This window comes from Flavobacterium soyae (genome assembly GCF_045348165.1).
GTDB lineage: Bacteria > Bacteroidota > Bacteroidia > Flavobacteriales > Flavobacteriaceae > Flavobacterium > Flavobacterium soyae.
This window is the reverse complement of record NZ_CP150845.1, coordinates 3,208,042-3,232,219: the sequence shown is the minus strand read 5'-3', so window position 1 is coordinate 3,232,219 and position 24,178 is coordinate 3,208,042. Positions and strand designations below refer to the sequence as shown.

Annotated in this window: 24 protein-coding genes; 10 read left to right on the top strand and 14 right to left on the bottom strand. The window is 33.3% G+C overall.

All coding sequences use genetic code 11. The features are described 5' to 3' along the window. Positions 1–35 precede the first annotated feature (35 nt). From argH to AABD74_RS13835, 11 genes are all read right to left on the bottom strand, one after another. Entirely contained in the window at positions 36–1,316 is a 1,281-nt protein-coding gene (gene argH, locus AABD74_RS13885; RefSeq protein WP_232682089.1) for an argininosuccinate lyase, read from the bottom strand. 182 nt (positions 1,317–1,498) lie between these two features. Next, positions 1,499–2,569, bottom strand: coding sequence for a M20 family metallo-hydrolase (locus AABD74_RS13880; protein ID WP_406843226.1), 1,071 nt, complete (start codon positions 2,567–2,569; stop codon positions 1,499–1,501). A gap of 288 nt (positions 2,570–2,857) precedes the next feature. After that, positions 2,858–3,631 (bottom strand): acetylglutamate kinase, encoded by a 774-nt coding sequence (argB, locus tag AABD74_RS13875; RefSeq protein ID WP_406843225.1) that lies wholly within the window; start codon positions 3,629–3,631, stop codon positions 2,858–2,860. Positions 3,632–3,733: 102 nt separating this feature from the next. Next, the gene (locus AABD74_RS13870; RefSeq protein WP_406843224.1) at positions 3,734–4,681 is read right to left on the bottom strand and encodes an N-acetylornithine carbamoyltransferase; all 948 of its coding nucleotides are present in this window, start codon (positions 4,679–4,681) and stop codon (positions 3,734–3,736) included. 87 nt (positions 4,682–4,768) lie between these two features. After that, positions 4,769–5,530: a glutamate 5-kinase gene (gene proB, locus AABD74_RS13865; RefSeq protein ID WP_406843223.1), complete on the bottom strand. Its 762-nt coding sequence runs from the start codon at positions 5,528–5,530 to the stop codon at positions 4,769–4,771. A gap of 210 nt (positions 5,531–5,740) precedes the next feature. After that, positions 5,741–6,934, bottom strand: coding sequence for a glutamate-5-semialdehyde dehydrogenase (locus tag AABD74_RS13860; RefSeq protein ID WP_406843222.1), 1,194 nt, complete (start codon positions 6,932–6,934; stop codon positions 5,741–5,743). A 97-nt stretch (positions 6,935–7,031) separates the two neighbouring features. After that, positions 7,032–8,165: an aspartate aminotransferase family protein gene (locus AABD74_RS13855; protein WP_406843221.1), complete on the bottom strand. Its 1,134-nt coding sequence runs from the start codon at positions 8,163–8,165 to the stop codon at positions 7,032–7,034. A gap of 85 nt (positions 8,166–8,250) precedes the next feature. Then, positions 8,251–9,228: an N-acetyl-gamma-glutamyl-phosphate reductase gene (argC, locus tag AABD74_RS13850; protein ID WP_406843220.1), complete on the bottom strand. Its 978-nt coding sequence runs from the start codon at positions 9,226–9,228 to the stop codon at positions 8,251–8,253. Next, positions 9,221–10,414 (bottom strand): argininosuccinate synthase, encoded by a 1,194-nt coding sequence (locus tag AABD74_RS13845; RefSeq protein WP_073409232.1) that lies wholly within the window; start codon positions 10,412–10,414, stop codon positions 9,221–9,223. The genes argC and AABD74_RS13845 overlap by 8 nt, the downstream gene beginning before the upstream one ends. A 55-nt stretch (positions 10,415–10,469) precedes the next feature. Beyond that, entirely contained in the window at positions 10,470–11,117 is a 648-nt protein-coding gene (locus tag AABD74_RS13840) for a GNAT family N-acetyltransferase (protein ID WP_232682098.1), read from the bottom strand. A gap of 546 nt (positions 11,118–11,663) precedes the next feature. Then, positions 11,664–13,934, bottom strand: coding sequence for a M1 family metallopeptidase (locus tag AABD74_RS13835; RefSeq protein WP_406843219.1), 2,271 nt, complete (start codon positions 13,932–13,934; stop codon positions 11,664–11,666). 187 nt (positions 13,935–14,121) lie between these two features. Here AABD74_RS13835 and AABD74_RS13830 point away from each other — a divergent pair, with 187 nt between their 5' ends. The 3 genes from AABD74_RS13830 (at position 14,122) to AABD74_RS13820 (ending at position 16,191) form a co-directional block, all read left to right on the top strand. Next, positions 14,122–14,973 carry an aldose 1-epimerase family protein gene (locus AABD74_RS13830; RefSeq protein WP_406843218.1) on the top strand — a complete coding sequence of 284 codons (852 nt, stop codon included), beginning with the start codon at positions 14,122–14,124 and terminating at the stop codon, positions 14,971–14,973. Between the two features lie 6 nt (positions 14,974–14,979). After that, the gene (locus AABD74_RS13825; RefSeq protein WP_232682102.1) at positions 14,980–15,528 is read left to right on the top strand and encodes a GNAT family N-acetyltransferase; all 549 of its coding nucleotides are present in this window, start codon (positions 14,980–14,982) and stop codon (positions 15,526–15,528) included. A gap of 105 nt (positions 15,529–15,633) precedes the next feature. After that, entirely contained in the window at positions 15,634–16,191 is a 558-nt protein-coding gene (locus tag AABD74_RS13820) for a DUF3575 domain-containing protein (protein ID WP_232682103.1), read from the top strand. A 3-nt stretch (positions 16,192–16,194) separates the two neighbouring features. Here AABD74_RS13820 and AABD74_RS13815 read toward each other — a convergent pair whose 3' ends face one another. Together AABD74_RS13815 and AABD74_RS13810 are read right to left on the bottom strand one after the other, a co-directional pair. Continuing rightward, positions 16,195–16,419 (bottom strand): VF530 family DNA-binding protein, encoded by a 225-nt coding sequence (locus AABD74_RS13815; protein ID WP_406843217.1) that lies wholly within the window; start codon positions 16,417–16,419, stop codon positions 16,195–16,197. Between the two features lie 90 nt (positions 16,420–16,509). Continuing rightward, positions 16,510–17,148 carry a porin family protein gene (locus AABD74_RS13810; protein WP_232682105.1) on the bottom strand — a complete coding sequence of 213 codons (639 nt, stop codon included), beginning with the start codon at positions 17,146–17,148 and terminating at the stop codon, positions 16,510–16,512. 138 nt (positions 17,149–17,286) lie between these two features. On the opposite strand from AABD74_RS13810, the gene smpB reads away from it, so the two are divergent. The 3 genes from smpB to AABD74_RS13795 all read left to right on the top strand — a co-directional run bounded on the left by smpB (position 17,287) and on the right by AABD74_RS13795 (position 19,579). Next, positions 17,287–17,742, top strand: a complete 456-nt coding sequence (gene smpB / locus AABD74_RS13805; protein ID WP_232682106.1) for an SsrA-binding protein SmpB — start codon at positions 17,287–17,289, stop codon at positions 17,740–17,742. 61 nt (positions 17,743–17,803) lie between these two features. Beyond that, positions 17,804–18,445 carry a hypothetical protein gene (locus AABD74_RS13800; RefSeq protein WP_406843216.1) on the top strand — a complete coding sequence of 214 codons (642 nt, stop codon included), beginning with the start codon at positions 17,804–17,806 and terminating at the stop codon, positions 18,443–18,445. 84 nt (positions 18,446–18,529) lie between these two features. Then, positions 18,530–19,579 (top strand): Fic family protein, encoded by a 1,050-nt coding sequence (locus tag AABD74_RS13795; RefSeq protein ID WP_232682108.1) that lies wholly within the window; start codon positions 18,530–18,532, stop codon positions 19,577–19,579. Positions 19,580–19,612: 33 nt separating this feature from the next. On the opposite strand, the gene AABD74_RS13790 is transcribed toward AABD74_RS13795, so the two are convergent. Beyond that, positions 19,613–20,254 (bottom strand): protein-L-isoaspartate(D-aspartate) O-methyltransferase, encoded by a 642-nt coding sequence (locus AABD74_RS13790; protein WP_053472160.1) that lies wholly within the window; start codon positions 20,252–20,254, stop codon positions 19,613–19,615. Positions 20,255–20,373: 119 nt separating this feature from the next. On the opposite strand from AABD74_RS13790, the gene AABD74_RS13785 reads away from it, so the two are divergent. From AABD74_RS13785 to AABD74_RS13770, 4 genes are all read left to right on the top strand, one after another. Next, complete coding sequence (locus tag AABD74_RS13785) at positions 20,374–21,390, top strand: RDD family protein (protein ID WP_406843215.1); 1,017 nt, start codon at positions 20,374–20,376, stop codon at positions 21,388–21,390. A gap of 111 nt (positions 21,391–21,501) precedes the next feature. Continuing rightward, the gene (locus AABD74_RS13780) at positions 21,502–22,467 is read left to right on the top strand and encodes a Gfo/Idh/MocA family protein (protein WP_232682110.1); all 966 of its coding nucleotides are present in this window, start codon (positions 21,502–21,504) and stop codon (positions 22,465–22,467) included. A gap of 90 nt (positions 22,468–22,557) precedes the next feature. After that, on the top strand, positions 22,558–23,445 hold the full coding sequence (locus AABD74_RS13775) for a 3-hydroxyacyl-CoA dehydrogenase family protein (RefSeq protein WP_406843214.1): 888 nt from the start codon (positions 22,558–22,560) through the stop codon (positions 23,443–23,445). 12 nt (positions 23,446–23,457) lie between these two features. Then, positions 23,458–24,129, top strand: coding sequence for a YggS family pyridoxal phosphate-dependent enzyme (locus tag AABD74_RS13770; protein WP_406843213.1), 672 nt, complete (start codon positions 23,458–23,460; stop codon positions 24,127–24,129). The last annotated feature ends 49 nt before the right edge of the window (positions 24,130–24,178 follow it).

Here is a 24,178-nt window from a genome sequence, read left to right as displayed (position 1 = left end):
TGCAAATCGGTTTTTTATTATTGAGTAAAATATTTTTAAAAAGCTGCTTTCATTTTATCTTTAATCGCATCAAGGCATAAGTTATTAATACTTCCCTCATGCGTGTGTTTTGTTTGTTTTGGAGATTTGTATGTTCCTGCTTCCAATTGTTCTGCAACGGCTTTGTAAGCGTCTCTAAAGGGCATTCCTTCTACAACCATTTCGTTTAAAGTATCAACCGTAAACAAATAATCGTATTTTTTATCTTCCAGAATATGATCTTTAACTGTAATATCTTTTATTGAAAATATAGCGATATCTAAACAAGCTTTTAAGTTTTGAATCGCCGGAAACAAACCTTCTTTTAAAAGCTGTAAGTCTCTGTGATAACCGCTTGGAAGATTATTCGTAATTAAAGTGATTTCATACGGAAGCGCCTGAATCTTATTGCATTTCCCTCTGATTAATTCAAAAACATCTGGGTTCTTTTTATGAGGCATAATGCTTGAACCTGTTGTAAGATGAGCAGGAAGACCAATAAAATCAAAATTCTGGCTCATATACAAACAAACGTCCATTGCAAATTTTGACAATGTTCCTGCAACACTTGTCATGGCAAAAGCAACTGTTTTTTCTGCTTTTCCGCGACTCATTTGTGCGGCAACGGCATTGTATTTTAAGGTTTCAAAACCTAATTCTTTTGTTGTAAACGTTCTGTTGATTGGAAATGAACTTCCGTAACCCGCAGCAGAACCTAACGGATTCTGATCTACAATTTTAGAAGCTGCGTTCAACATTGTAATATCATCAATTAAACTTTCAGCGTAAGCAGAAAACCACATTCCGAATGACGATGGCATAGCAATTTGCAAATGCGTATAACCAGGCAATAAAACATTTTGATGTTTTTCTGCAGATTCCATCAACAAGTCAAACAAAGTTTTTACTTGTTCTTTTATTGCTTTTAATTCGTCTTTTAAATACAAATGAACATCAACCAAAACCTGATCGTTACGAGAACGCGCCGTGTGGATTTTCTTTCCTGCATCGCCTAGTTTTACGGTTAGTAAATATTCTATTTTAGAATGTACGTCTTCAAAACTGTCTTCGATTTCAAAATTACCGACTACAATATCAGCAATGATTTCGTTTAAGGCATCAACTAAAGAAGTTGTTTCTTCAGCAGTTAATAAACCAATTTGCCCAAGCATTTTGGCGTGTGCTATAGAGCCTAAAGCATCGTATTTTGCTAAAACCAAATCAAGTTCACGATCATTCCCTACTGTGAAATGTTCGATTTGTTTATCTGTTGGTATTCCTTTTTCCCAAAGTTTCATAAGGTGTATGTTTTTTGTTTCACAGAGATACTCAAAGGTTCTCAGAGATTCACAAAGTTTCTTTTTTACTTAATGTTTCTAAGTTCCTGAGTGTCCTAGCCCCGATAGTAGTGGAAATCCTTTTGTGCCGGGGTTCGGCACAAAAGATTGGAACGGATAGCGGGATTAGCTCCTAAAAAATATTATAATTTAAAGAAATCAGTTAGTATTTTGATATACAAGTCGATTCCTTCTACAATTTCATTTACAAAAATAAATTCGTCTGCTGAATGTGACCGCAGCGTTTCTCCCGGCCCTAGTTTTAAAGACTGACAGCTCAAAACCGATTGATCTGAAAGTGTTGGCGAACCATAAGTTGTTCTTCCTAAAGCAATTCCTGCCTGAACTAAACCGTGTGTAACTGGTATAGACGAAGCATTTAAATGCATTGATCTTGGCGTTACTTCGGCATTTACATTTGCTTTTACAACTTCTAAAATTTCAGCATTTGTATAACAATCTGTTACTCGAATGTCAACAACCAAATCACATTCTGACGGTACCACATTATGTTGTTTTCCTGCACTAATTTGTGTTACAGTCATTTTTACCGGACCTAAAACGTCTGATATTTTGTCGAATTTATAGTTTTTAAACCATTCCATTACCGGAATTGATTTGTATAATGCATTATCATCGTTTTGATGTGCAGCGTGACTTGCGGTTCCTTTTACTTTTACATCAAGAACCAATAAACCTTTTTCGGCAACTGCTAACTGCATTAATGTTGGTTCTCCAACAATAGCACAATCCAGTTCTGGCAAACTTTTTAAAACACTGTTTAAACCGTTTTTTCCACTGCTTTCTTCTTCTGCCGAAGCTACAATTACAATATTGTGAGAAAGGTTTTGATTTTCGTAAAAATGCACAAAAGTTGCTAGCAATGAAACTAAACATCCTCCTGCGTCATTACTCCCTAAACCGAATAATTTTCCATCTTTTTCAATCGCTTTAAACGGATCGTTGGTGTAAGCTTGATTTGGACGTACTGTATCGTGATGTGAGTTTAGTAAAAGTGTTGGTTTCTTTTCGTCGAAATATTTGTTGAAAGCCCACACATTGTTGTTTTCTCTCTTAAAAGGAATCTCATTTTGATTGAACCAATTTTCGATTAACAAAGCCGTTTGATCTTCTTCACTTGAAAATGAAGGAGTTTCGATTAAGCTTTTTAATAAACTGATTGCTTCTTGGGTAAGCGTATCTATATTTTTCATTTTGTTGTGCTCTTGCCACAAAGGCGCTAAGTCGCTAAGTTTCTTTAAGCTTTTACTTTCTTAACTAAATAATATGCGACATTTTTAATTTGCGCAAATTTCTTAAAATAATATTTAAAAGTACTGCGCAGTTCTGTTTTTTTGCCACTAATTGCACGAGTTTTCACAAATTATCTTTTTGTAACAGATTTAAAATCAAAATAGACTTTTTAATGTCCATTTAAAATTATTTTCTCTTTTTTAAGCAGAAAAAATTAGTGTCAATTCGTGTAATTCGTGGCTATATCTTTACAACGTAATCGTTGTATATGGAATATCTGAATTTTCAAGCATTCTGTGATGTCCAATTTTGATTTTCTGCACACCTCGTGATAAACTATTGAAGCAGTTATCCAATTTTGGAATCATTCCAGAATGGATTATTTTTTCTTCTTTTAGTTTATTATATAAAGCTTCGTTGATTTCTGTAATTACAGATGAATCATCTTCTGAATCCATCAAAACACCTTGTTTTTCAAAACAATATGTAAGCGTAACATCAAAAACTTCAGATAGTGCAATTGATAATTCGCTTGCAATTGTATCAGCATTTGTGTTTAACAATTGTCCATTTTTGTCGTGTGTAATCGCACAGAAAACAGGAACAACTCCAGCTTCTAATAAAGTTGCCAGTAATTTGGTGTTAACTTGTTTTACATCGCCCACAAACCCGTAATCAATAGTTGGGTGATTTCTTTTTACTGATTGAATTAAATTTCCATCTGCTCCAGAAAAACCAACTGCATTATTGTCTTTGGCCTGCAATTGCGCCACAATATGTTTGTTGATTTGTCCGGCATAAATCATGACCACAACATCAAGCATTGGAGCATCTGTAATTCGGCGTCCGTCAATCATTTGTGGAACTAAACCAATACTCTGCGCCATTTTCGTAGCCGATTTTCCTCCGCCGTGAACTAAAACTTTATAGCCTTCAATTTTAGAAAAATCGGTTAAGAATTGTTCTAATTCTGCTGGATTGTCAATGATGTTTCCACCTATTTTTATTACTGATACGTTCATTTCTTTCAAGGTTCAAAGAGGCAGAGGTACAAAGGTTCAAAGGTTTTTCTCAAGGCTGTAAAACCTCTGAACCTTTGCCACTTTGGACCTTTGCACCTAAATTTACAATTTCTTAAGAATCTTTTGTAAAACTAATTGTGCTGAATATGTTCTATTATTGGCTTGTTCGATTACGATTGAATTTTCTCCGTCTAAAACTTCATCGCTTACGATTACATTTCTTCGAACTGGAAGACAGTGCATGAATTTTCCGTTGTTGGTTAAGGCCATTTTTTCGGCTGTAACTGTCCAATTTGGATCGCTGTTGGTTACTTTTCCGTAATCGTTGAAATTACTCCAGTTTTTAACGTAAACGAAATCGGCATTTTCAAAAGCTTTGTTTTGATCGTATTCGATTTTACAGTCTTTTGTAATTTCTGGGCTTAGTTCGTAACCTTCTGGGTGTGTGATTACAAAATACATATCTTTCTGCATCTGCATCATTTCTACAAATGAATTCGCAACTGCCTGTGGTAAAGCTTTTGGATGCGGCGCCCATGAAAGAACCACTTTTGGTTTGTGTTTTGTTTTGAATTCTTCCATTGTAATGGCATCTGCCAGCGACTGCAACGGGTGACGAACAGCGCTTTCCATATTTACAATTGGCACTGTAGCGTATTTCAAGAATCCTGAAATTACAGTTTCCTGATAATCTTTTTCTTTGTCAACCAAACCTGCAAAAGCACGGATTGCGATAATATCACAGTATTGAGAAACTACTTCTGCCGCTTCTTTAATATGTTCTGATGCGCCAGAATTCATTATAGCGCCGTCTTCGAATTCTAATGTCCAGCCTTCGTTGGTAAAATTCATTACCATAACGTTCATTCCTAAATTCATAGCCGCTTTTTGAGTACTCAAACGCGTTCTTAAACTCGGATTGAAGAATAACATTCCAAGAGTTTTATTCTTTCCTAAACTCTGATTTTTAAGCGGATTCTTTTTGATTTTAATCGCTTGTTTTACCCATTTTGATAATGAGTTTATGTCTTTTATTGAAATATAGTTCATTTGTTTTCTTTTTAATTTAGATAATGTGATAATTAGAAAATTTGATAATTGTGCATTGTCTAATTAACTAATTTTCTAATTGACTCATTAGATTATTTTCGTAAAAGGAATTTCATCTTTTAATCCCTTTAGAATAAAATTATCATTCAGTCCATTGACAATCCAGGTTTCGATGTTGGCCGCTTTTGAAATCGCAGCTGCTTCTATTTTAGACTGCATCCCTCCTGTTCCGTGTGATGATTTTGAATCTCCGATTTCTTTCTCGAGCGATTTTAAATCATTTACTAGTTTTATTGTTTCCGGAACTTCATCATGAATTGATTCTTTCGTATAAATTCCATTTGTATTAGTGGCAATAATCAGAATATCAACATTTAGCAGCACTGCCGTTAAAGCCGCTAATTTATCATTATCTCCAAACCGAATCTCGTCTGTGGCAACGGTATCATTTTCATTGATGATCGGAATATAATTGTTTTTAACTAATACATTAATGGTATTTACAATGTTCTTTTTGGTCTGCTCTTTTTCAAAATCAGAATAAGAAAGTAAACACTGCGACGTATTTAATCCTAAATCCTTAAAGTTTTCATTGTAAATCCGCATTAAATGTGGCTGACCGATAGAAGCTAAAGCCTGTTTTACAAAAACATCTTTATCTTGATTATCCAGCTTCACAAACTGCTTTGCTGCTGCAATTGCTCCTGAACTTACTATGATAAATTCATATTCATCGTTTAAAGCTGCAATCTGCATTCCGAGGTCTTCAATCTTTCCCCGCGAAATATGATTAGTTTCTTTGGTTAAAGTATTACTTCCTATTTTTAATAAAATCCGTTTTTTTGCCATGTCTTTTGTTTTTGCCACGAAGGCGCTAAGGCACTAAGTTATTTTTAACGCAAAGGGCGCAGGTTTTTTTTATATTCTTTGTGTTTACAAACGCTAAGTTCGCAAAGCTTTATCTATAGTTAAATTCTAAAAAATAAATTCCAAATTCCAATAATCCGAAATCAAAAATCGTTAATCCTCAATCTATAATCTGAACTCTAAAATCTACAATTATCTTATTTGTCCTTCTCCGTATATATACCATTTATTGGTTACTAAATGCTGTAAACCAATTGGACCGCGCTGGTGCAATTTATCAGTACTTATGGCTAATTCTCCGCCAAGACCAAATTGTCCACCATCCGTAAAACGGGTTGAGGCATTTTGATAAACTGCTGCTGCATCTATTGCTTCCATAAATTGCTGTGCAGCTTCATTATCTCTTGAAATAATTGCTGCTGAATGTCCACCGCAATATTTATTGATCATTTCGATGGCATTTTCCTGAGAATCGATTGTTCCAATTACGATTTTATAATCTAGAAATTCTTCGTACCAAATATCTTCGTTTTGAAGTGTTTTAGTATTTTCGAAATTTGATAAAGATTGATCTACAATAACTTCCACTTTTGCTTCGATTAAAGCTTCAATTAACATTGCTGTGAAACCTTCAAAATTGGGCAGTTTAGAATCTATTAAAACTTTATCCAAAGCATTGCAAGCTGAAATTTTAGATGTTTTAGCATTTAAAATAACTTTTAAGGCTAAATCTGTATCAGCTTTTTCATGAACGTAAACAAAATTATTTCCTCGTCCGCTTACTATTACTGGGCAAGTCGCGTGCGCTTTTACAAACTCAATAAGTTTTTCTCCGCCTCTTGGAACAATTAAATCAACTTTTTGAGTTGGTTTTTCTAAAAAAGCCTGAGTTTCTGTTCGGTTGTAATTCAGATACTCTACCCAATCTTTTGAAACTCCATTTTCTTCTAAAGCTTTGTGCCAAAGACTTACGATTTTCAAATTTGATTTTAAAGATTCTTTTCCGCCTTTTAATAAAATCTTATTTCCGGATTTAAAAGCAATTCCTCCAGCTTCGATTGTAACATCGGGGCGGGATTCATAAATAATTAAAATCGTTCCAAAAGCAGCGGTTTTATTCACCACTTTTATTCCATTATCATGAGTAAAATGAAAACGCTCAACTCCAACGGGATCTTCCTGAGATGCCAATTGGTTTAATGATAAAATCATCTCATCTACTTTTTTATCATCTACTTTTAAGCGTTCTTCCATCGCTAAATCTGATCCGTCGTAATCTGATAAATCTTCTTGATTGGTCAAAATTATCTCATTCCGCTCCTGCTCGACCAGCTTTGCCATAGTCCGCAAAACCGCATTGCGTTTTTCAATTGATAATGGATTCATTTTTTTGGTTTAATTGGTTAGTTGGTTTAATCGTTAATTTGCTTAACCATTAATTCGTTTAATCGATTAACCAGTTAAACGATTAAACAAATTAACATTATAGTTCTTCTAAACTTTCTTTCAACGCTTTTACAAACGTATCAATGTCAGCTTTTTTCACAGTTAAAGGCGGTAAAATTCTTAATAGATTTTTATTATTGGCGCTTCCCGTAAAAATGTGTTTTTCGATAATTAATTTCTTTCTCAAAGCAGCTACGTCAAAATCAAATTCTACTCCAAGCATTAATCCTTTTCCTTTTACTTGTTTAATTCCGTCAACTTCTTTAATTTTTTCTAAGAAATACTCATAAACTTCGTTTACATTTTTTTGTAAATCCAGTTTTTCAATTACGTCTAAAACTGCAATTCCCGCTGCACAAGACAAATGGCTTCCGCCGAAAGTTGTCCCTAATAATCCGAAACTTGCTTCAAATTTTGGAGAAATCAAAATCGCTCCAACAGGGAAACCATTCCCCATTCCTTTTGCAACTGAAATAATATCAGCGTTGATTCCGTGGTGTTGGAAAGCAAAGAATTTTCCGCTTCTTCCGTATCCTGATTGCACTTCGTCTAAAATCAAAACAACATCGTGTTTTTTACATGCTTTTTCTAAAGCCTGGAAAAACTCAGTTGTTCCTTGATCTAAACCTCCAACTCCTTGAATTCCTTCGATAATTACTGCTGTAACATCTCCTTTAGCCAATTCAGCTTCAACTAATTCAATCTGGTTTAGAGGTAAAAAAGTAACTACTTGTTGCGCATTAATTGGTGCAACGATTTTTTTGTTATCTGTAACAGCAACTGCTGCAGAAGTTCTTCCGTGGAAAGAATTATCAAAAGCTACAACTCTTGATTTTCCGTTATGGAAAGAGGCTAATTTTAAAGCATTTTCATTGGCTTCGGCACCAGAACTGCATAAAAACAATTCGTAATCTTCAAGACCAGAAAGTTTTCCTAATTTCTGTGCCAATTCAATCTGCAAAGGGTTTTGAATAGCATTCGAATAAAAACCTAAATTATCTATCTGATTCTTCAATTTTGCTACATAATCCGGCTGCGTGTGTCCGATAGAAATCACACCATGTCCGCTGTATAAATCTAAATATTCTACTCCTTTGTCGTCAATAATTGTACAATCGACTGCTTTTACTGGAGTTATGTCGTATAATGGGTAAACGTTGAATAAGTTCATCTTTTTTAGTTTTTGGTTGATTGTTGATGGTTGTTGGTTTAAATTCGATATCTATCAACTATAAACCAACAACCATCAACTAAAATTAAAATCCGCTTGGTTTCAAATGTAAACCTGTGGTTTCTTCTAAACCGAACATTAAATTCATGTTTTGAATCGCTTGTCCTGAAGCACCTTTGGTTAAGTTATCTATAATTGAAGTTATTAAAACCCGGTTTCCTTTTTTCAATAAACTAATGATACATTTATTCGTTTGCACCACTTGTTTCATATTGATGTTTGTTGTGGTAATGGTTACGAAAGGTTGATCTTTATAGAAATCTTCGTATTTAGCAACTAATTGTTCCAAACTATCATCACATAATGTATAAAGCGTTGCAAAAATCCCTCTTGGAAAATCTCCTCTATTTGGAATAAAAAGCAATTCGCTATCAAAATCATCCTGCAATTGAACTAAACTTTCTCCGATTTCACCTAAATGCTGATGCTCAAAAGCTTTGTAATGCGACATATTGTTGTTTCTCCAACTGAAATGAGAAGTTTCAGAAAGACTTACTCCTGCTCCGGTACTTCCTGTCGTAGCATTAATATGAACATCATTATTCAACAGATTATGTTTTGCTAACGGCAATAAAGCCAACTGAATAGCAGTTGCAAAACAGCCTGGATTTGCGATATAATTTGTTTTTTTTATCTCAGCTTTATTGATTTCAGGCAATCCGTAAACGAAATCTTTTCCTTCAAAATGAGCATCTTTATTCAATCTGAAATCATTTCCTAGATCAATGATTTTCGTATGACTTGCAAACTGATTTTCTTTCAAAAATGAAATTGATTTTCCGTGACCTAAACACAAGAAAACAACATTCACATTTGGATTGATTTCGGCTGTGAAATTCATTTCGATATCACCCATCAAATCGTGATGCGCCACAGAAAGAGGCTTTCCAGCGTTTGTTGTGCTGTAAACAAAATCGATGTTTACTTTTGGGTGATACATTAAAATTCTGATGAGTTCTCCGGCCGTGTAGCCCGAACCACCAATAATTCCGACATTAATCATGATCTAATTTGTTTACAGATGAGAATATGTTTTGTGCATTTCCTAAAATCTTGATAAATCCTTTTGCATCGTCAGATGTCCAAGCATTGTTCATTTCTCCATATTGACCGAAACCTGTGTTCATTAAATCATTTTCAGATTCGATTCCGTCAAGTGAGAAATGATATGGTTTTAATGAAACTGTTACGGTTCCGTTTACAGTTTTTTGTGTGTCTTGCAAGAAAGTTTCAATATTTCTCATAACTGGATCTAAGAACTGACCTTCGTGAAATAACATTCCGTACCAGTTTCCTAATTGCTCTTTCCAGTATTGCTGCCATTTTCCAAGAGTATGTTTCTCTAATAAATGGTGTGCTTTGATAATAATTAACGGAGCAGCAGCTTCAAAACCAACTCTTCCTTTAATTCCGATAATCGTATCTCCAACGTGAATATCTCTACCAATTGCATAAGCACTTGCCAATTTTTCAAGAGCTACAATATTGTTTGATGGTTTATCCGTTTTTCCGTTTAGTCCAACTAATTCTCCTTGTTCAAAATGAAGTGTTACTTTTTCTTCACCTTCTTTTTGCAATTGTGAAGGATAAGCTTCACTTGGCAATGGCTGACTTGAAGTTAAAGTTTCTTTTCCTCCAACACTTGTTCCCCAAAGTCCTTTATTGATAGAATATTGCGCTTTTTCCCAAGAATAGTGAACTCCGTTTTGAGCTAAATAGTCTACTTCTTCTTGTCTCGAAAGTTTTAAATCTCTAATTGGAGTAATGATTTCGATTTCTGGAGCAATAGTTTGGAAAATCAAATCAAAACGAATTTGATCATTTCCTGCACCAGTACTTCCGTGAGCGATTGCAGTTGCTCCTACTTTTTTGGCATATTTTATAGCTTCAATTGCTTGAAAAACACGTTCAGCACTTACTGATAACGGGTAAGTATTGTTTTTTAATACGTTTCCAAAAATCAGGTATTTGATAGCTTTATCGTAATATTTATCTAAAATTGTTAAATTAGCATGCTGTGCGCTTCCTAACTCATAAGCTCTTTTTTCAATAGCTGTTAATTCTTCAGCAGAAAATCCTCCTGTATCTACAAGTACAGTGTGAACTTCGTATCCTTTTTCATTTTTTAAATATTTCAAACAATACGAGGTATCTAATCCTCCGCTATAAGCTAATACTACTTTTTTCATTTTTTATAATTTTGGCTAATACTTTCGTATTTAGCAGTTTGAGATTTCTTTTGGGTTAAATTTTAAATAAAAAAATAAATGACAATAATTTATTCAAGAATAAAGCCTGTTTAATTTTTTTAAGTCTGCTTAAAACAGCTTCGTTAAAAGGATGTCTTGGTGGTGTTTTTTGCTTTTCTTTTGGGTCGTATAACATTCCGGTACAAAGGCACATTTTGTTTTCTTTGCTTTGCAGGATTTGATAATTGGTACAGGTTTTACAGCCTGCCCAAAAACTCGGATCTGTTGTAAGTTCTGAGAACGGAACTGGTTTGTAACCTAGTTCTGAGTTGATTTTCATAACAGCCAAACCAGTTGTGATTCCAAATATTTTAGCATCTGGAAATCTCTTTAAAGAATAATCAAAAACTTTCGATTTTATCTTTTTAGCCAAACCTAAACTTCTGTAGTCAGGATGTACAATTAATCCGGAATGTGCCACGAATTTTCCGTGCTGCCAGCTTTCGATATAACAAAAACCTGCAAATTTCCCGTCTGCCAGAGCAATCATTGCATCACCATTCGACATTTTTTTCTGAATATACTCAGGAGTTCTTTTAGCAATCCCCGTACCTCTTAACAAGGCAGATGATTCTATCGTATCGCAGATTTCTTGTGCGAATTTGAAGTGTTCTTCCTGAGTAACAACAATAGAGATCTTCATTTCAATAATTGAAGTTAAAGTTAAAAATTAAAGCATATTGTTTAGTTTGAAATCCAGAATTGAATCCAATAAAATTAAGCAAAATAGAAGTAACATCTTCAAAATCAAAAGATTGATTAATAAAATTTACAAAATAATAAATACTTTTAGGATATGTTTGTCCAATGGACAAATTATGTGATTTCAAAATGAAAAATGGATATGAATAAATATACGGCGAAAAACTCTGTGAATACTATAGAGATAGCATCCGTACTTCGGGAGAAGTACCAGGCAGGTTTGTCCGTGACAAAGAAGTTGTATGTAAACTTATTTTATTCATCGGTGCAAAAGTACACTATTTTTTAATTCACAAAACAAAAAATTAAAATTCTAACATTTTTTTAATGAAAAGTTATTTTTAGGAAGTTACAAAGGTTCAAAGGTTCTGAGGAACTAAGGTTTTAAATCTGGGCGCAAAACTGAAACCTGAAACTTGAAACAAAAAACAAAACCCGATAACTATTTCTAATTATCGGGTTTTTAAATATTTCTATTTTTGAATTATTACTTTTTCGTAAATGGTATTACTTGTCCATTATCTATAAGTGTCATATCGAAACCTGTTTTGGCTTCATTAAATTTAAATTTTAATCCTGCTCTTTTTGATTCAAATGTATCTTTTTCATTTGCTACAGGAGTTAAAGTAAATTTTGGATAGTTTGGCAGTTCTGCGTTTAAAATACTGTTTTTCTCTGTCAACTCAATTGTTAAAGGTGACCTTGCAGTAACATAATTCCCTACATAACCATCCAGAATAATATCTTTTTCAATTTTTCCGTTTCCCGCTTTCCAAACATTATTACTATCGTTATAATCCGGAAATGCATTATCAGGGTCTAATGTAATACTTTCAATTTCTTCTGTTGAATTGTGTTTGAAAGACCACTCATTATTTCGCTGCCAAATTTCTACCGGAAGCTTAACTCTGGTTACTTTTCCGCTTTTTGTTTTTACATCTAATACAATTGGCATTGGCATTTTATCGAAGTTCTCAACATTGATTATTACACCTTTTGCTGGATCATTTTTCACATATTTAATCCAATTGATTCCTTGATCAAAACGCCAGTTATTTACAAACCAGCTCCTCCAGAACCAGCTTAAATCTTCGCCGGCAACATTTTCGATTGTTCTAAAGAAATCGTCCGGAGTTGGATGTTTGTAAGCCCAGCGTTCTACATAAGTACGCAATGCTTTATCAAAACGCTCTTGTCCTAAAACCTGCTCTCTTAAAATAACTAATCCTGCACTTGGTTTAGCATAACATAAAACACCAATATTAGCTTCCTTCATATTATCAGGAGAACTCATAATAGTTTCTAATTTTGGGTCTGTAAAATATTCTGCTTCTTCATGCAAATTACTTGCTGGCTGTTTGTATTCGCCATTATTAAAATCATAAGAACTTACAGAGTTGATAAATGTATTGAAACCTTCATCCATCCAGGCAAAATAACGCTCGTTTGAACCTACAATCATTGGGAACCAAATATGTCCAAATTCGTGATCTGTAACTCCCCATAAATCATCTCCTTTAGATTTCCATCCACAGAAAACAATTCCGGGATATTCCATTCCGCCCTCATTTCCTGCTACGTTTGTAGCTGCAGGATAAGGATATTCGAACCATCTTTTAGAATAATTTTCGATAGACGCTTTAGTGTATTCTGTAGAACGTCCCCAGGCATCATTTCCTGAACTTTCAACAGGATATGCAGATAATGCTAATGATTTTTTTCCGCTTGGTAAGTTTATTTTTGCTCCATCTAAAATAAAAGCCGGAGAAGATGCCCAAGAAAAATCACGTGCATTTTTAATTTTATAATGCCAGGTTTTTTGTGCCGAAGCATTGCTGTTTGCTGTTGCCGCTACTTCGTCTGCAGAGCGAATTATAACGGTTTTATCACTTTGTGAAGCGTCTTTATAACGTTTCAATTGTTCAGCAGAAAGAACTTCTGCTCCGTTTACTAATTCACCAGAACCCACAACGTAGTGGTTTGCAGGGACAGTCAATTTTACATCAAAATCTCCATATTCTAAATAAAACTCAGATGCTCCTAAATATGGCGCCGTATTCCAGCCTCTTACGTCATCATAAACACACATACGCGGATACCATTGTGCAATTGTGAATATTTTTCCGTTTTTAGTTTCTAAAACTCCCATTCTGTCTGAACCTTCAAATGGTGCAATGAATGAAAATTCTATTTTAATTTTTACAGAAGCGCCTTTTGCCGCTAATTCCTGTGGAAGAAAAATCTGCATTCTGGTATCTGTAATGATATATTTTGCCTCAACTTCAGTTTTGGTTTTCCCGCCAGAAATTACTTTTACTGATTTAATTTTATTACCTCCGTCAAAAACCTGACCTTGAGCCCCGTTACGGCTTCCCGTTAAAGGCACAACAGCATTTCCTCTGGAATCTTCTTTAAATAAATTTTGATCTAAATTCAGCCAAAGAAATTCAAGTTTGTCAGGACTATTATTTGTATATGTAATTTCATCTGTACCTACAATTTCATTTGTAGTTCCGTTTAATTTTGCCGTTATTTGATAATCGGCTCTGTTCTGCCAGTATTCAACTCCCGGCTGACCGCTTGCAGTACGGGTAGAAGTACCGTTTTTAGTATAAAAATGTGGTGCAAATGCATCATGATAATTATAATTATTTACTGGATTTGCTGTCGTCGCCGGCGGAGTCTGCTGCGCCCAAACTGAAGAAATCCCAACAAATAAAGCCATGGTCAATAAGGCTTTTGAAGATTGTTTTTTCATATTTTTTAGCTGTTTATCTAGCAAATTAATGAAAAAAAAAGCTATTTACAGAGAAAACGAAAAGGATAAATTTAATTTTAGTAAAATTTTATTAAAAAAATAATTCTAAGCATTTTCCTAAAAAAATAAAATTTATAAAATATATTTACATCAAGATTTAAGACTAATTCTTTTCAATTATAACATTTTGAACACAACTATATCAAATTCAACACTTAAGGCTTCGATCAAAAATGCCGGGGCAGAATTGTTCTCTTTAAAAGACAATCAAAATAAGGAATATATCTGGGAAGGAAATCCGGATTTTTGGGGCAAACACTCTCCTGTTCTTTTTCCAATTGTCGGCACATTAAAAAACAATACTTACACTATTGATAAAAAAGAATATCAATTGCCAAGACATGGTTTTGCAAGAGATATGGAATTTCAACTGACTGAAAAAACAGGTAACAGCGCTGTTTTTTCTTTAGAATCAAATGCCGAAACTTTAAAAAAATATCCGTTTGAATTTGAACTGCAGCTTATTTATACGTTAGAAAATACTACATTAAATATAGAATATGTGGTTATAAATAAAAGTGAATCAAAAATGCCTTTTTCAATTGGTGCGCATCCGGCGATTGCGCTTCCTGAAAAATTTGAAAACTATGCTTTTAAGTTTGAAAAAACAGAACCTTTAAAATATAATCTTCTTGAAAATGATTTGATTTCGAATAAAACCGAAACTTTAAAAACTACCGAAAATGTAGTTCCGTTAAATTATAAACTTTTCGAGAATGATGCTTTGGTTTTCAAAACTTTAGAATCGAATTCGCTAACCATTCTTGAAAATTCAAAACCTTATGTTCAAGTTGAATTTGAAGATTTTCCGAGTTTAGGAATCTGGACAAAAGACCAGGCTCCTTTTGTATGTATCGAACCTTGGTTTGGATATTCGGACACGGCAGATAATTCTGGCGATTTATTTAAAAAAGAAGGGATTTTGATTTTAGACGTTGACCAGTCATTTCATTCAAAATTTAGTATTAAAATAGTTTAATTTAAGATGTTAGAATTTAACTTTCACCCATTTCCGGTAATCGAAACAGAACGTTTACTATTAAGAAGAATTACAAACAACGATGTAAATGAAGTTTTTGAATTACGTTCGAATCCTGAAACTATGAAATATATTCCAAGGCCATTAGTTAAAAATAATGAAGATGCTTTAGAACATATTGCTATGATTGAGGAAAAAATAGAAACTAATGTTGGAATTAATTGGGGAATTACACTAAAAGATAACCCTAAACTTTTAGGAATTATTGGTTATTACAGAATGCAGCCTGAAAATCATCGTGCAGAAATTGGTTATATACTGTCGCCTGATTTTCATGGAAAAGGATTTATTCCTGAAGCTGTAAATAGATTAATACAATATGGTTTTGAGGATTTAAAACTGCATTCGATCGAAGCAGTAATTGATCCAGAAAACTATGCATCTGAAAAGGTATTACAAAAATGTGGTTTTGTTAAGGAAGCTCATTTAAAAGAAGTTGAACTTTATGAAGGTAAATTTCTGGATAAAGTAATTTATTCTTTGCTGCAGAGATAAGCTTTTATTTTTTTCTAATTCTTGTTGTTTCTGCAATAGTAAATGTCATATTGCGTTATATTTGTGGCCGAAAACAAATTATGTCTGCGATCACAAAAAAATACCATGAAAAAATTATTCGCCTTTATTGTTCTTTTTTTATCAATACAATTACAAAGTCAAACTTTTATAAAATTTAACGGAGCTACTGCTTTAGTTGGTATTCCAAACGTTGGAATAGAAACTAGTATTGGCGAAAAAACTACATTTAGCTTTGATGTTATGGCTTCTTTCTGGAAATCGTTTAACGGAAATAGCCCAATGGAATTTTACACTTTTACTCCAGAAATCCGTTATCATTTTAAAGAAAAATACAACGGATTTTATGTTGGTGCTCACGCCGGTCCTGATTTTTATCAGTTACAAAAATGGAATTATTGGGATACTAACAAGTATGAGCATGGTTTTGGATATCGTTTAGGGGTTACCGTAGGTTATAATATTAAATTAAACGATAAATTTTTGCTGGATATTTTCGCAGGTGGCGGATGGCATCAGGGTTTTTACCACGGATATTATAATGATGGAACGCCAGGCAGATATGAAAAAGCCCAAAACTGGAACAAAAGCGGCGAATGGCTTCCGTATCGCGGCGGTGTGATGATTTCGTATAAACTGAACTAAAATTTAGTTGAATTTAGGACGCGATTTTATATATAATTCTTCCACTTTTTTTCTTGCCCAATCGGTTTTTCTTAAAAAAGTAAGACTTGATTTTACACTCGGGTTCGACATAAAACATTTTATAGGAATTAATTCTCCTAAAGTGTCAAAACCATAATGCTCAACTAAGGTTTCTACAATCTTTTGAAGTGTGATTCCGTGTAGCGGATCTTTAGATTTGCTTTCCATTTTATATAATTTAAATAATACAAAAGACCGTCCTCAAAAGAACGGTCTTTTTTGCAAAATTAACGAATTTACCTAATACAATTCGCTAAATTAGAATATGAATTTAAATCCAAAAGAAAGCGGTGAAGTTAAATTTGGATTACTTCCTGCCAGAGCCGTGTTATAAAACGGATCTACATTTGCAACATGTGCCAATCCAAAATTTGTAACCGTTGTTTTTTCTCCATTTTTAGGCTCTAGAGTCGTAGAAGTAAAATTAGCTAAATCGTAAGAGAACTCAACAGAGAAGTTTTTCGTTACAAAATAATCAAAACCTCCTGATACTGATAATCCAACCTGATTAACTTTTAACCCGCTTTCTTTTTCTTTTCCGGTAATAACTGGCAAAGCAGCTTGTCCGAAGAAATACAAAGAACCCGCTATATTCCAATATTTTCTTGCTAAAGGCTCAATAACATATAAACCTGTATTAGCAGCAGTTCCTGCATTAGAATCTGCTTTGATATTAATGTAACCAATACCGGCTCCAACTGCTACAGATGGCGTTACGAATGTTCCCACTATTGGAAGAACAGATAAACTTGTGTTTTTTTGATCTGCAGTTTTTGTTTGCTGATAACCGAATTGAGAAGTTGCAAACCAAGCTCCTTTTAAGCCTTGAGCCGAATCCTGAGCTTTTACAGATAAGCCAATTAATGCAATACCAACTAGTGTAAAAATCTTTTTCATTTTAAGTTTGTTTTATAATTACAGAACAAACTTATGAGTAAGCTTTTGAGTTGAAGCTGATTAAAATCATAGATTAAAAAAAATCTTTAATTATATTTGACAATAAGAATGTCTTTCAATTTTCTTACTTTTGCCACCATGTTAAAATCAGTCAATATACTTAATAAGAGAGCTCGTTTTGATTACGAGATAATCGACACTTATACTGCCGGAATTGTTTTGGCGGGAACCGAAATCAAATCAATACGTTTAGGCAAAGCCAATATTACCGAAAGCTTTTGCGAATTTAGCGGCATGGAGCTTTTTGCAATCAATACTTACATTGAAGAATATTCGTTTGGGAACCAGTTTAATCATAAATCACGTAGTGAACGTAAGCTGCTTTTAAATAAAAAAGAGCTAAAATCACTGCATAAAAGTGTGCAGGCAAAAGGATTAACTATAGTACCACTCAAACTTTTTACAAATGAAAAAGGGCTTGCAAAATTGCAAATTGGCCTTTGTAAAGGAAAGAAAAACTACGATAAGCGTGAATCTTTGAAAGAACAAGATACCAAACGTGATTTGGATCGAATTAAAAAGGCTTTCAATTAGAAGAAATTTCGTGCTGGTTTAAATTTTATTGTTATTTTTACTACAAAAATAAACTATAATTATGAAAAAGCACTTAATTTTTTTATTCGCTATTTTGGTCCTGACCTCATGTGGAAGCAATACCACAATTGTAAACAGCTGGAGAGATCCAAAAATAACAGTTGCACAGGAACATTTTAAAAAGGTTTTGGTTGTGGCTTTAGTTAAAGATGAAGCTTCGAGAAGGGTTACAGAGAACAGAATTGCGGCAAGTAATCCGATTTTTAAAACTTCTTACGAATATTTGAACGAAACTACCAAAGAGCTTACGAAGGAACAAAAGCTAAAAATTCTTCAGGACGAAAATTTTGACGGCGTTGTTACAATGCGTTTAGTAAGTACCGAAAAAGAAACTACTTACGTTCCAGGATCTTATACCGGAATGTATTACGGCGGTTTTGACGGCTTATATTCTGGAGTTTACGGTTATGGTTTCGGAAATTGGTACGGAATGTATTCTCCTGCGTACTATGATCCCGGTTATTATCAGGAAACAACATATTATATGGTTGAAACTAATATTTTTTCTTTAAAAGATAATAAACTAATCTGGACCGGAACAACAAAATCAGATTATGTTACAGATTTAGGTCAAACTGTAGATGCTATTATGCAGGCTGTAGTTCAGGAAATGAGAAAAGACGGTTCGTTGCCTCCAAAATAAAAATCAATAAAGAAAATTGTTATAAATTTTTTATTCCAAATAAAATGACTAATTTTGTCAAGACAATTAAAGTCGTTTAATGAAATGAAAACAATTATTAAAGATGCCAGAGAGAAAAAAGGCTTAAAAACCCGTGAAGTAGCACAACTGATGGGAATCGATCAGGCTTTGATAAGCAAATTTGAATCTGGGACCAGAAAACCTACCAAAGATCAAATTTCAAAATTAGCACAGATTCTGGATATCGACTATGAAACCTTAATGATTGCGTGGTTAAAAGAAAAGATATTATATGAAATAGGTGATGATGAATTTGCCTTAAAAGCATTAATGGTTGCCGAGCAGGAAATTAAGTATAATAAAACTGCCTCAAAAATAGAAATCTCACCTACTTTAGAAAATATCCTAAAGGAAATAGATATTTTAAAAGCAAAATTAGATACGTACAGGCAATTTGACAGTTACAGAATTACGCAGGCATTAGAGCTGGAATATACTTTTGAAAGTAATAGAATTGAAGGAAACACCATGACGCTTCGTGAAACAGATATGGTTATCAATGAAGGATTGACCATTTCAGGAAAAAGTATGCGGGAACATCTTGAAGCTATAAATCATCAGGAAGCAATTGGTTTTATTAAAGATTTAATGCAAAGAAATACTTCCTTAAACGAACGCGAACTGTTATCAATTCATAATCTAATTCTTAGAGGAATTATTCCTGAAGATGCCGGACGTTACAGAAAAGTGCAGGTTATGATAAAAGGCAGCAGCCATATGCCGCCTCAACCTTATATGGTTGCTAAAGAAATGGAAGATTATTTTATTTGGTATGAAACTAATAAAAACAAACTTCATCCTGTTGTTTTGGCAGCCGAAATGCACGAAAGATTAGTTACAATCCATCCTTTTATTGATGGAAACGGAAGAACTTCGCGTTTAGTCATGAATTTAATTTTGCTTCAAAAAGGATACATTATTGCAAATATAAAAGGTGATTATGATTGCCGTATGCAATATTATCAAACTTTGGAAACAGCACAAACTAAAAACAGTAAAGAAGATTTCCTGTTATTCATTGCTCAAATAGAAAAAGAAAATCTGGAACGATATATTGGTATCATCGCTCAATAAAAAAAGCCCGGTTTTAAAAACTGGGCTTTCTTTTTAATTTTTATCTTCTAGTAAAGGAACAAATCTAAACTCTCCAAACTCATGTTTTTCAAATTGAGTTTCATTCTTTCTGATTAGTAAAGTCATAATCTGAACGTCTTCTCCAAGCGGAATAACCAACCTTCCTCCTATTTTTAATTGCGCCATTAACGGCTGAGGAATAAATGGTGCGCCTGCCGTTACAATAATACTATCAAATGGAGCATAATGCGGCAACCCTTTATAACCATCTCCAAAAGAAACATGTTTAGGGCGAATGTTTAGCTTTGGAAACAAAATTGAAGTTTGCTTAAACAATTCATTTTGTCTTTCAATAGTATACACTTTTGCACCCAAAGCAAATAAAACTGCCGTTTGGTAACCTGAACCGGTTCCAATTTCTAAAATTTTATGATCTTTTTTTACTTCTAACAGCTGCGATTGAAACGCCACAGTGTAAGGCTGAGAAATAGTCTGCCCTGCCCCAATAGGAAATGCCTTATCCTGATAGGCAAAATCTTCAAAACTTGAATTTAAAAAAAGGTGTCTTGGGATTTTTTTTATCGCATCCAGAACCGCTCTATCAGTAATCCCTTTTTGTTCTAAAGTGCTTACTAATTGATTACGAAGTCCTTGATGTTTGGCAGTGTCTTTCAAAATAGGTCGGTTTTATTTTCGCAAAAATAAGAAAACAAATCATCAATTATCAAGTACTTTTTAATCATTTAATTTCTATTTTTGATTTATTCTCTAACCTGAATGAATTCTAATATTTTATGAAAAAAATTATACTCGGTTTATCTTTATTATTTTCTCTTTGGGGAATTTTTGCATCCTTCTATTTTGTTTTTTTTAGCTTTGAAGATTTTACAAAATTTCAAAATTTTCTCATATTTAATGGCAAACCTTATCACTATTCAGGAATGAATATTTTTGTTGTTATAGAAAGAACAAGTGGATATTCATATAAAAGCACATCCATAGCACTTCTAAATTTATTCTTTTACTTAACTTTCCTTGCCGGCTCCCTTATTTATTATTTTTCAAAGTATAAGGAAAGCAAATTATTAGTTTTTAATTACAGCTTAATATTTTTAAATTCTATAATAAAAATATTGGCGTTTACTGCTTTTTTCGATATTGATAAACTGAGTTTTTATGGTATATTATATATCATAATTGTCTTAATATACCTTTTCATCTCCTATTATATTATAACTAAAAATCTAAACGTTATCGAAGAAAAAGTTATTGAAAATGATAATCAGATAATCGAAAACGATCTTGAAAGGGCGTCAAATTATAAACGTTTTTTAAATTCATTTATCGATTCTTTTATTATACTCATTGTTGCTTTTGATTTTATAAGTTACTCTGAGATGAATGAAAGTCTAACTACTTTTTTCAGTTATTTAAAAACATCTTTTGGAGATAAATTTGGGCTTATAGTTTTCTTTTTTCTTATTAAATTTACTTATTATCTAATATTTGAATCTGTCTTTAAAAATACTCCTGCTAAATTCATAACCGCCTGTTATGTAACAGATGAAAAAGGAAATCCCCCTTCCTTTTCGATAATTTTAAAACGAACTTTACTAAGATTTGTTCCATTTGAAAGTTTCTCTTTCTTAATGGGGAAAAATTTACATGACGACTATTCAGATACTTATGTTATCAATAAAAAAACTGACCTTACAATTGAAAATCGCTATCTGCAATTTTTAACAATTGCATTCGGCATACTATTAGTCACCTATTTTTATATGTCATTTAAAGAAATATTATTTCCTTAGTAAAAAACGAAAGTATAGCAAATCAAAGATTAATTTATAAAAACCAAATCTTTACTGCATACATTTTTACATTCAACAAATAAATTATATTTTTGTTTAAAATACATTCTCATGTTAAAAGTAGGAGTTTTAGGTGCTGGTCATCTTGGTAAAATACATTTACGCTTATTACAACAATCTGACAAATACGAATTAGTTGGATTTTACGACGAAAATCAAGAAAATGCCGAAAGAATCTCAAAAGAATTTGGCTATAAAAATTTCAGCACAATTGCAAAACTTATACACGCTGTCGATGTAATCGACATTGTTACCCCAACTCTTTCGCACTATAAATGTGCAAAAGTGGCAATTAAATCAGGAAAACATATCTTTATTGAAAAACCAATTGCCAATACCGTTGAAGAAGCTGAAGAAATTATCGCTTTAGCAAAAGAATACAATGTAAAAGGGCAAGTGGGTCATGTTGAGCGTTTTAATCCAGCTTTTATCGCAACAAAAAACATGATCGAAAATCCGATGTTTATTGAAACGCATCGTTTGGCCGAATTTAATCCGCGTGGTACAGACGTTCCTGTAGTTCTGGATTTAATGATCCATGACATTGATGCCATTTTAAGTGTTGTAAAATCAAAAGTAAAAAACATTAATGCAAGCGGTGTTTCGGTTATCAGCGAAACTCCGGATATTGCCAATGCCCGAATCGAATTCGAAAATGGCTGTGTTGCCAATTTAACTGCCAGCAGAATTTCATTGAAAAATATGCGTAAATCACGTTTCTTCCAAAAAGATGCTTACATTTCAGTTGACTTTTTAGAGAAAAAATGTGAAGTAGTTCGTATGAAAGATGCGCCAGAAGTTCCGGGAGATTTTGATATGATCCTGCAAAATGCCGAAGGTGTAAAAAAACAAATCTATTTTACAAATCCTGATGTTGAACATAATAATGCAATTCTTGATGAATTGGAATCTTTTGCAAATGCAATCAATACAGATACGACTCCGGTTGTAACGCTTGAGCAGGCGACAGATGCATTGCGTGTAGCTTATCAAATTATTGATTGTTTCAATAAATAATATAAAAATATAACTCATTATTTTAAGGTTTAAAGCTGGCAGAAAAGCCGCTTTAAACCTTAACTTTTAAAATTTAAATACCAAAATTAAATGAAAACTATAGCTGTAATTGGTGCAGGAACAATGGGCAACGGAATTGCTCATACATTTGCACAAAGCGGATTTACCGTAAAACTAATCGACGTTTCTGAAAAATCATTAGATAAAGGAATGGCAACTATTGCGGCCAACTTAGACCGTATGCTTGCAAAAGGGACAATTACACAGGAAGATGTTGCTAAAACAATCACCAATATAATTACCTATACTGATATTAAAGACGGCGTTGTTGGCGCCGATTTAGTTGTAGAAGCCGCAACTGAAAACGTAGAATTAAAACTGAACATTTTCAAGCAATTAAACGAAGCTTGTTCTCACAATACTATTTTAGCAACAAACACTTCTTCAATATCCATTACACAAATTGGTTCTGTTGTTGCACATCCTGAACGTGTTATCGGAATGCATTTTATGAATCCGGTGCCAATTATGAAATTGGTAGAAATCATTCGTGGTTACAATACCAGCGACGAAGTAACAAAAATCATCATGGATTTATCTGAAAAATTAGGTAAAGTTCCTGTTGAAGTAAACGATTACCCAGGTTTCGTAGCTAACAGAATTTTAATGCCAATGCTAAACGAAGCAATCGAAACGTTATATAATAAAGTTGCAGGAGTTTACGAAATTGATACCGTAATGAAATTAGGAATGGGACACCCAATGGGACCGCTTCAATTAGCTGATTTTATTGGTCTAGATGTTTGTCTTGCGATCTTAAATGTAATGTACGAAGGTTTCAAAAATCCAAAATATGCTCCTTGCCCATTATTAGTAAATATGGTAAGAGCCGGAAAACTGGGTGTAAAATCTGGTGAAGGTTTTTACGATTACAACGAAAGTAAAAAAGCAGAGAAAATCTCTAAGCAGTTTTTATAAAAAAGAAATACCATGTCGATTCAATCGAATTTAAATACAGTTAAAGCAAGTTTACCTGAAAATGTAACCCTTGTTGCCGTTTCAAAAACAAAACCTGTTTCAGACTTGATTCAAGCTTATGAAGCTGGCCAGCGTATTTTTGGAGAAAACAAAATCCAGGAAATGACTGAGAAATGGGAACAAATGCCAAAAGACATTCAATGGCATATGATTGGTCATGTTCAGTCAAATAAAGTCAAATTTATGGCACCGTTTGTGAGTTTGATTCATGGCGTTGACAGTTTGAAATTATTGCAGGAAATAAACAAACAAGCTTTAAAAAACAATAGAACAATAGACTGTCTTCTTCAAATATATATTGCCGAAGAAGAATCCAAATTTGGTTTAGACGAAAACGAACTAAATGAACTTTTAACTTCTGTGGAGTTTAAAGAATTAAAAAATATTCGTATCTTAGGTTTAATGGGAATGGCAACCTTTACAGAAGATCAAAATCAAATTAAAAAAGAATTCACCCATTTAAAATCGATTTTTGATTCATTAAAAAACATTGACGGATATGGTAAAGACGCACTGCAATGCGTCTCTACAATTTCAATGGGAATGTCCGGAGATTATCAACTCGCAATTGAATGCGGCAGTACAATGGTTCGCATTGGAAGCAGCATTTTTGGAGGAAGATAATTTTTCATAAACCACAATCGTAAGACGCACTGCGGTGCGCCTCTACAAA

Excerpts from the sequence above, each read along its gene's own strand:
- AABD74_RS13870 (WP_406843224.1), bottom strand. The coding sequence starts at position 4,681 with ATGAACTATATTTCAATAAAAGACATAAACTCATTATCAAAATGGGTA.
- AABD74_RS13835 (WP_406843219.1), bottom strand. The coding sequence starts at position 13,934 with ATGAAAAAACAATCTTCAAAAGCCTTATTGACCATGGCTTTATTTGTT.
- AABD74_RS13855 (WP_406843221.1), bottom strand. The coding sequence starts at position 8,165 with ATGAACTTATTCAACGTTTACCCATTATACGACATAACTCCAGTAAAA.
- AABD74_RS13825 (WP_232682102.1), top strand. The coding sequence starts at position 14,980 with ATGTTAGAATTTAACTTTCACCCATTTCCGGTAATCGAAACAGAACGT.
- AABD74_RS13770 (WP_406843213.1), top strand. The coding sequence starts at position 23,458 with ATGTCGATTCAATCGAATTTAAATACAGTTAAAGCAAGTTTACCTGAA.
- argB (WP_406843225.1), bottom strand. The coding sequence starts at position 3,631 with ATGAACGTATCAGTAATAAAAATAGGTGGAAACATCATTGACAATCCA.
- AABD74_RS13780 (WP_232682110.1), top strand. The coding sequence starts at position 21,502 with ATGTTAAAAGTAGGAGTTTTAGGTGCTGGTCATCTTGGTAAAATACAT.
- proB (WP_406843223.1), bottom strand. The coding sequence starts at position 5,530 with ATGGCAAAAAAACGGATTTTATTAAAAATAGGAAGTAATACTTTAACC.
- AABD74_RS13800 (WP_406843216.1), top strand. The coding sequence starts at position 17,804 with ATGAAAAAGCACTTAATTTTTTTATTCGCTATTTTGGTCCTGACCTCA.
- AABD74_RS13820 (WP_232682103.1), top strand. The coding sequence starts at position 15,634 with ATGAAAAAATTATTCGCCTTTATTGTTCTTTTTTTATCAATACAATTA.
- AABD74_RS13860 (WP_406843222.1), bottom strand. The coding sequence starts at position 6,934 with ATGAATCCATTATCAATTGAAAAACGCAATGCGGTTTTGCGGACTATG.
- argH (WP_232682089.1), bottom strand. The coding sequence starts at position 1,316 with ATGAAACTTTGGGAAAAAGGAATACCAACAGATAAACAAATCGAACAT.
- AABD74_RS13845 (WP_073409232.1), bottom strand. The coding sequence starts at position 10,414 with ATGAAAAAAGTAGTATTAGCTTATAGCGGAGGATTAGATACCTCGTAT.
- AABD74_RS13775 (WP_406843214.1), top strand. The coding sequence starts at position 22,558 with ATGAAAACTATAGCTGTAATTGGTGCAGGAACAATGGGCAACGGAATT.
- AABD74_RS13810 (WP_232682105.1), bottom strand. The coding sequence starts at position 17,148 with ATGAAAAAGATTTTTACACTAGTTGGTATTGCATTAATTGGCTTATCT.
- AABD74_RS13840 (WP_232682098.1), bottom strand. The coding sequence starts at position 11,117 with ATGAAGATCTCTATTGTTGTTACTCAGGAAGAACACTTCAAATTCGCA.
- AABD74_RS13815 (WP_406843217.1), bottom strand. The coding sequence starts at position 16,419 with ATGGAAAGCAAATCTAAAGATCCGCTACACGGAATCACACTTCAAAAG.
- AABD74_RS13880 (WP_406843226.1), bottom strand. The coding sequence starts at position 2,569 with ATGAAAAATATAGATACGCTTACCCAAGAAGCAATCAGTTTATTAAAA.
- AABD74_RS13785 (WP_406843215.1), top strand. The coding sequence starts at position 20,374 with ATGAAAAAAATTATACTCGGTTTATCTTTATTATTTTCTCTTTGGGGA.
- smpB (WP_232682106.1), top strand. The coding sequence starts at position 17,287 with ATGTTAAAATCAGTCAATATACTTAATAAGAGAGCTCGTTTTGATTAC.
- AABD74_RS13795 (WP_232682108.1), top strand. The coding sequence starts at position 18,530 with ATGAAAACAATTATTAAAGATGCCAGAGAGAAAAAAGGCTTAAAAACC.
- argC (WP_406843220.1), bottom strand. The coding sequence starts at position 9,228 with ATGATTAATGTCGGAATTATTGGTGGTTCGGGCTACACGGCCGGAGAA.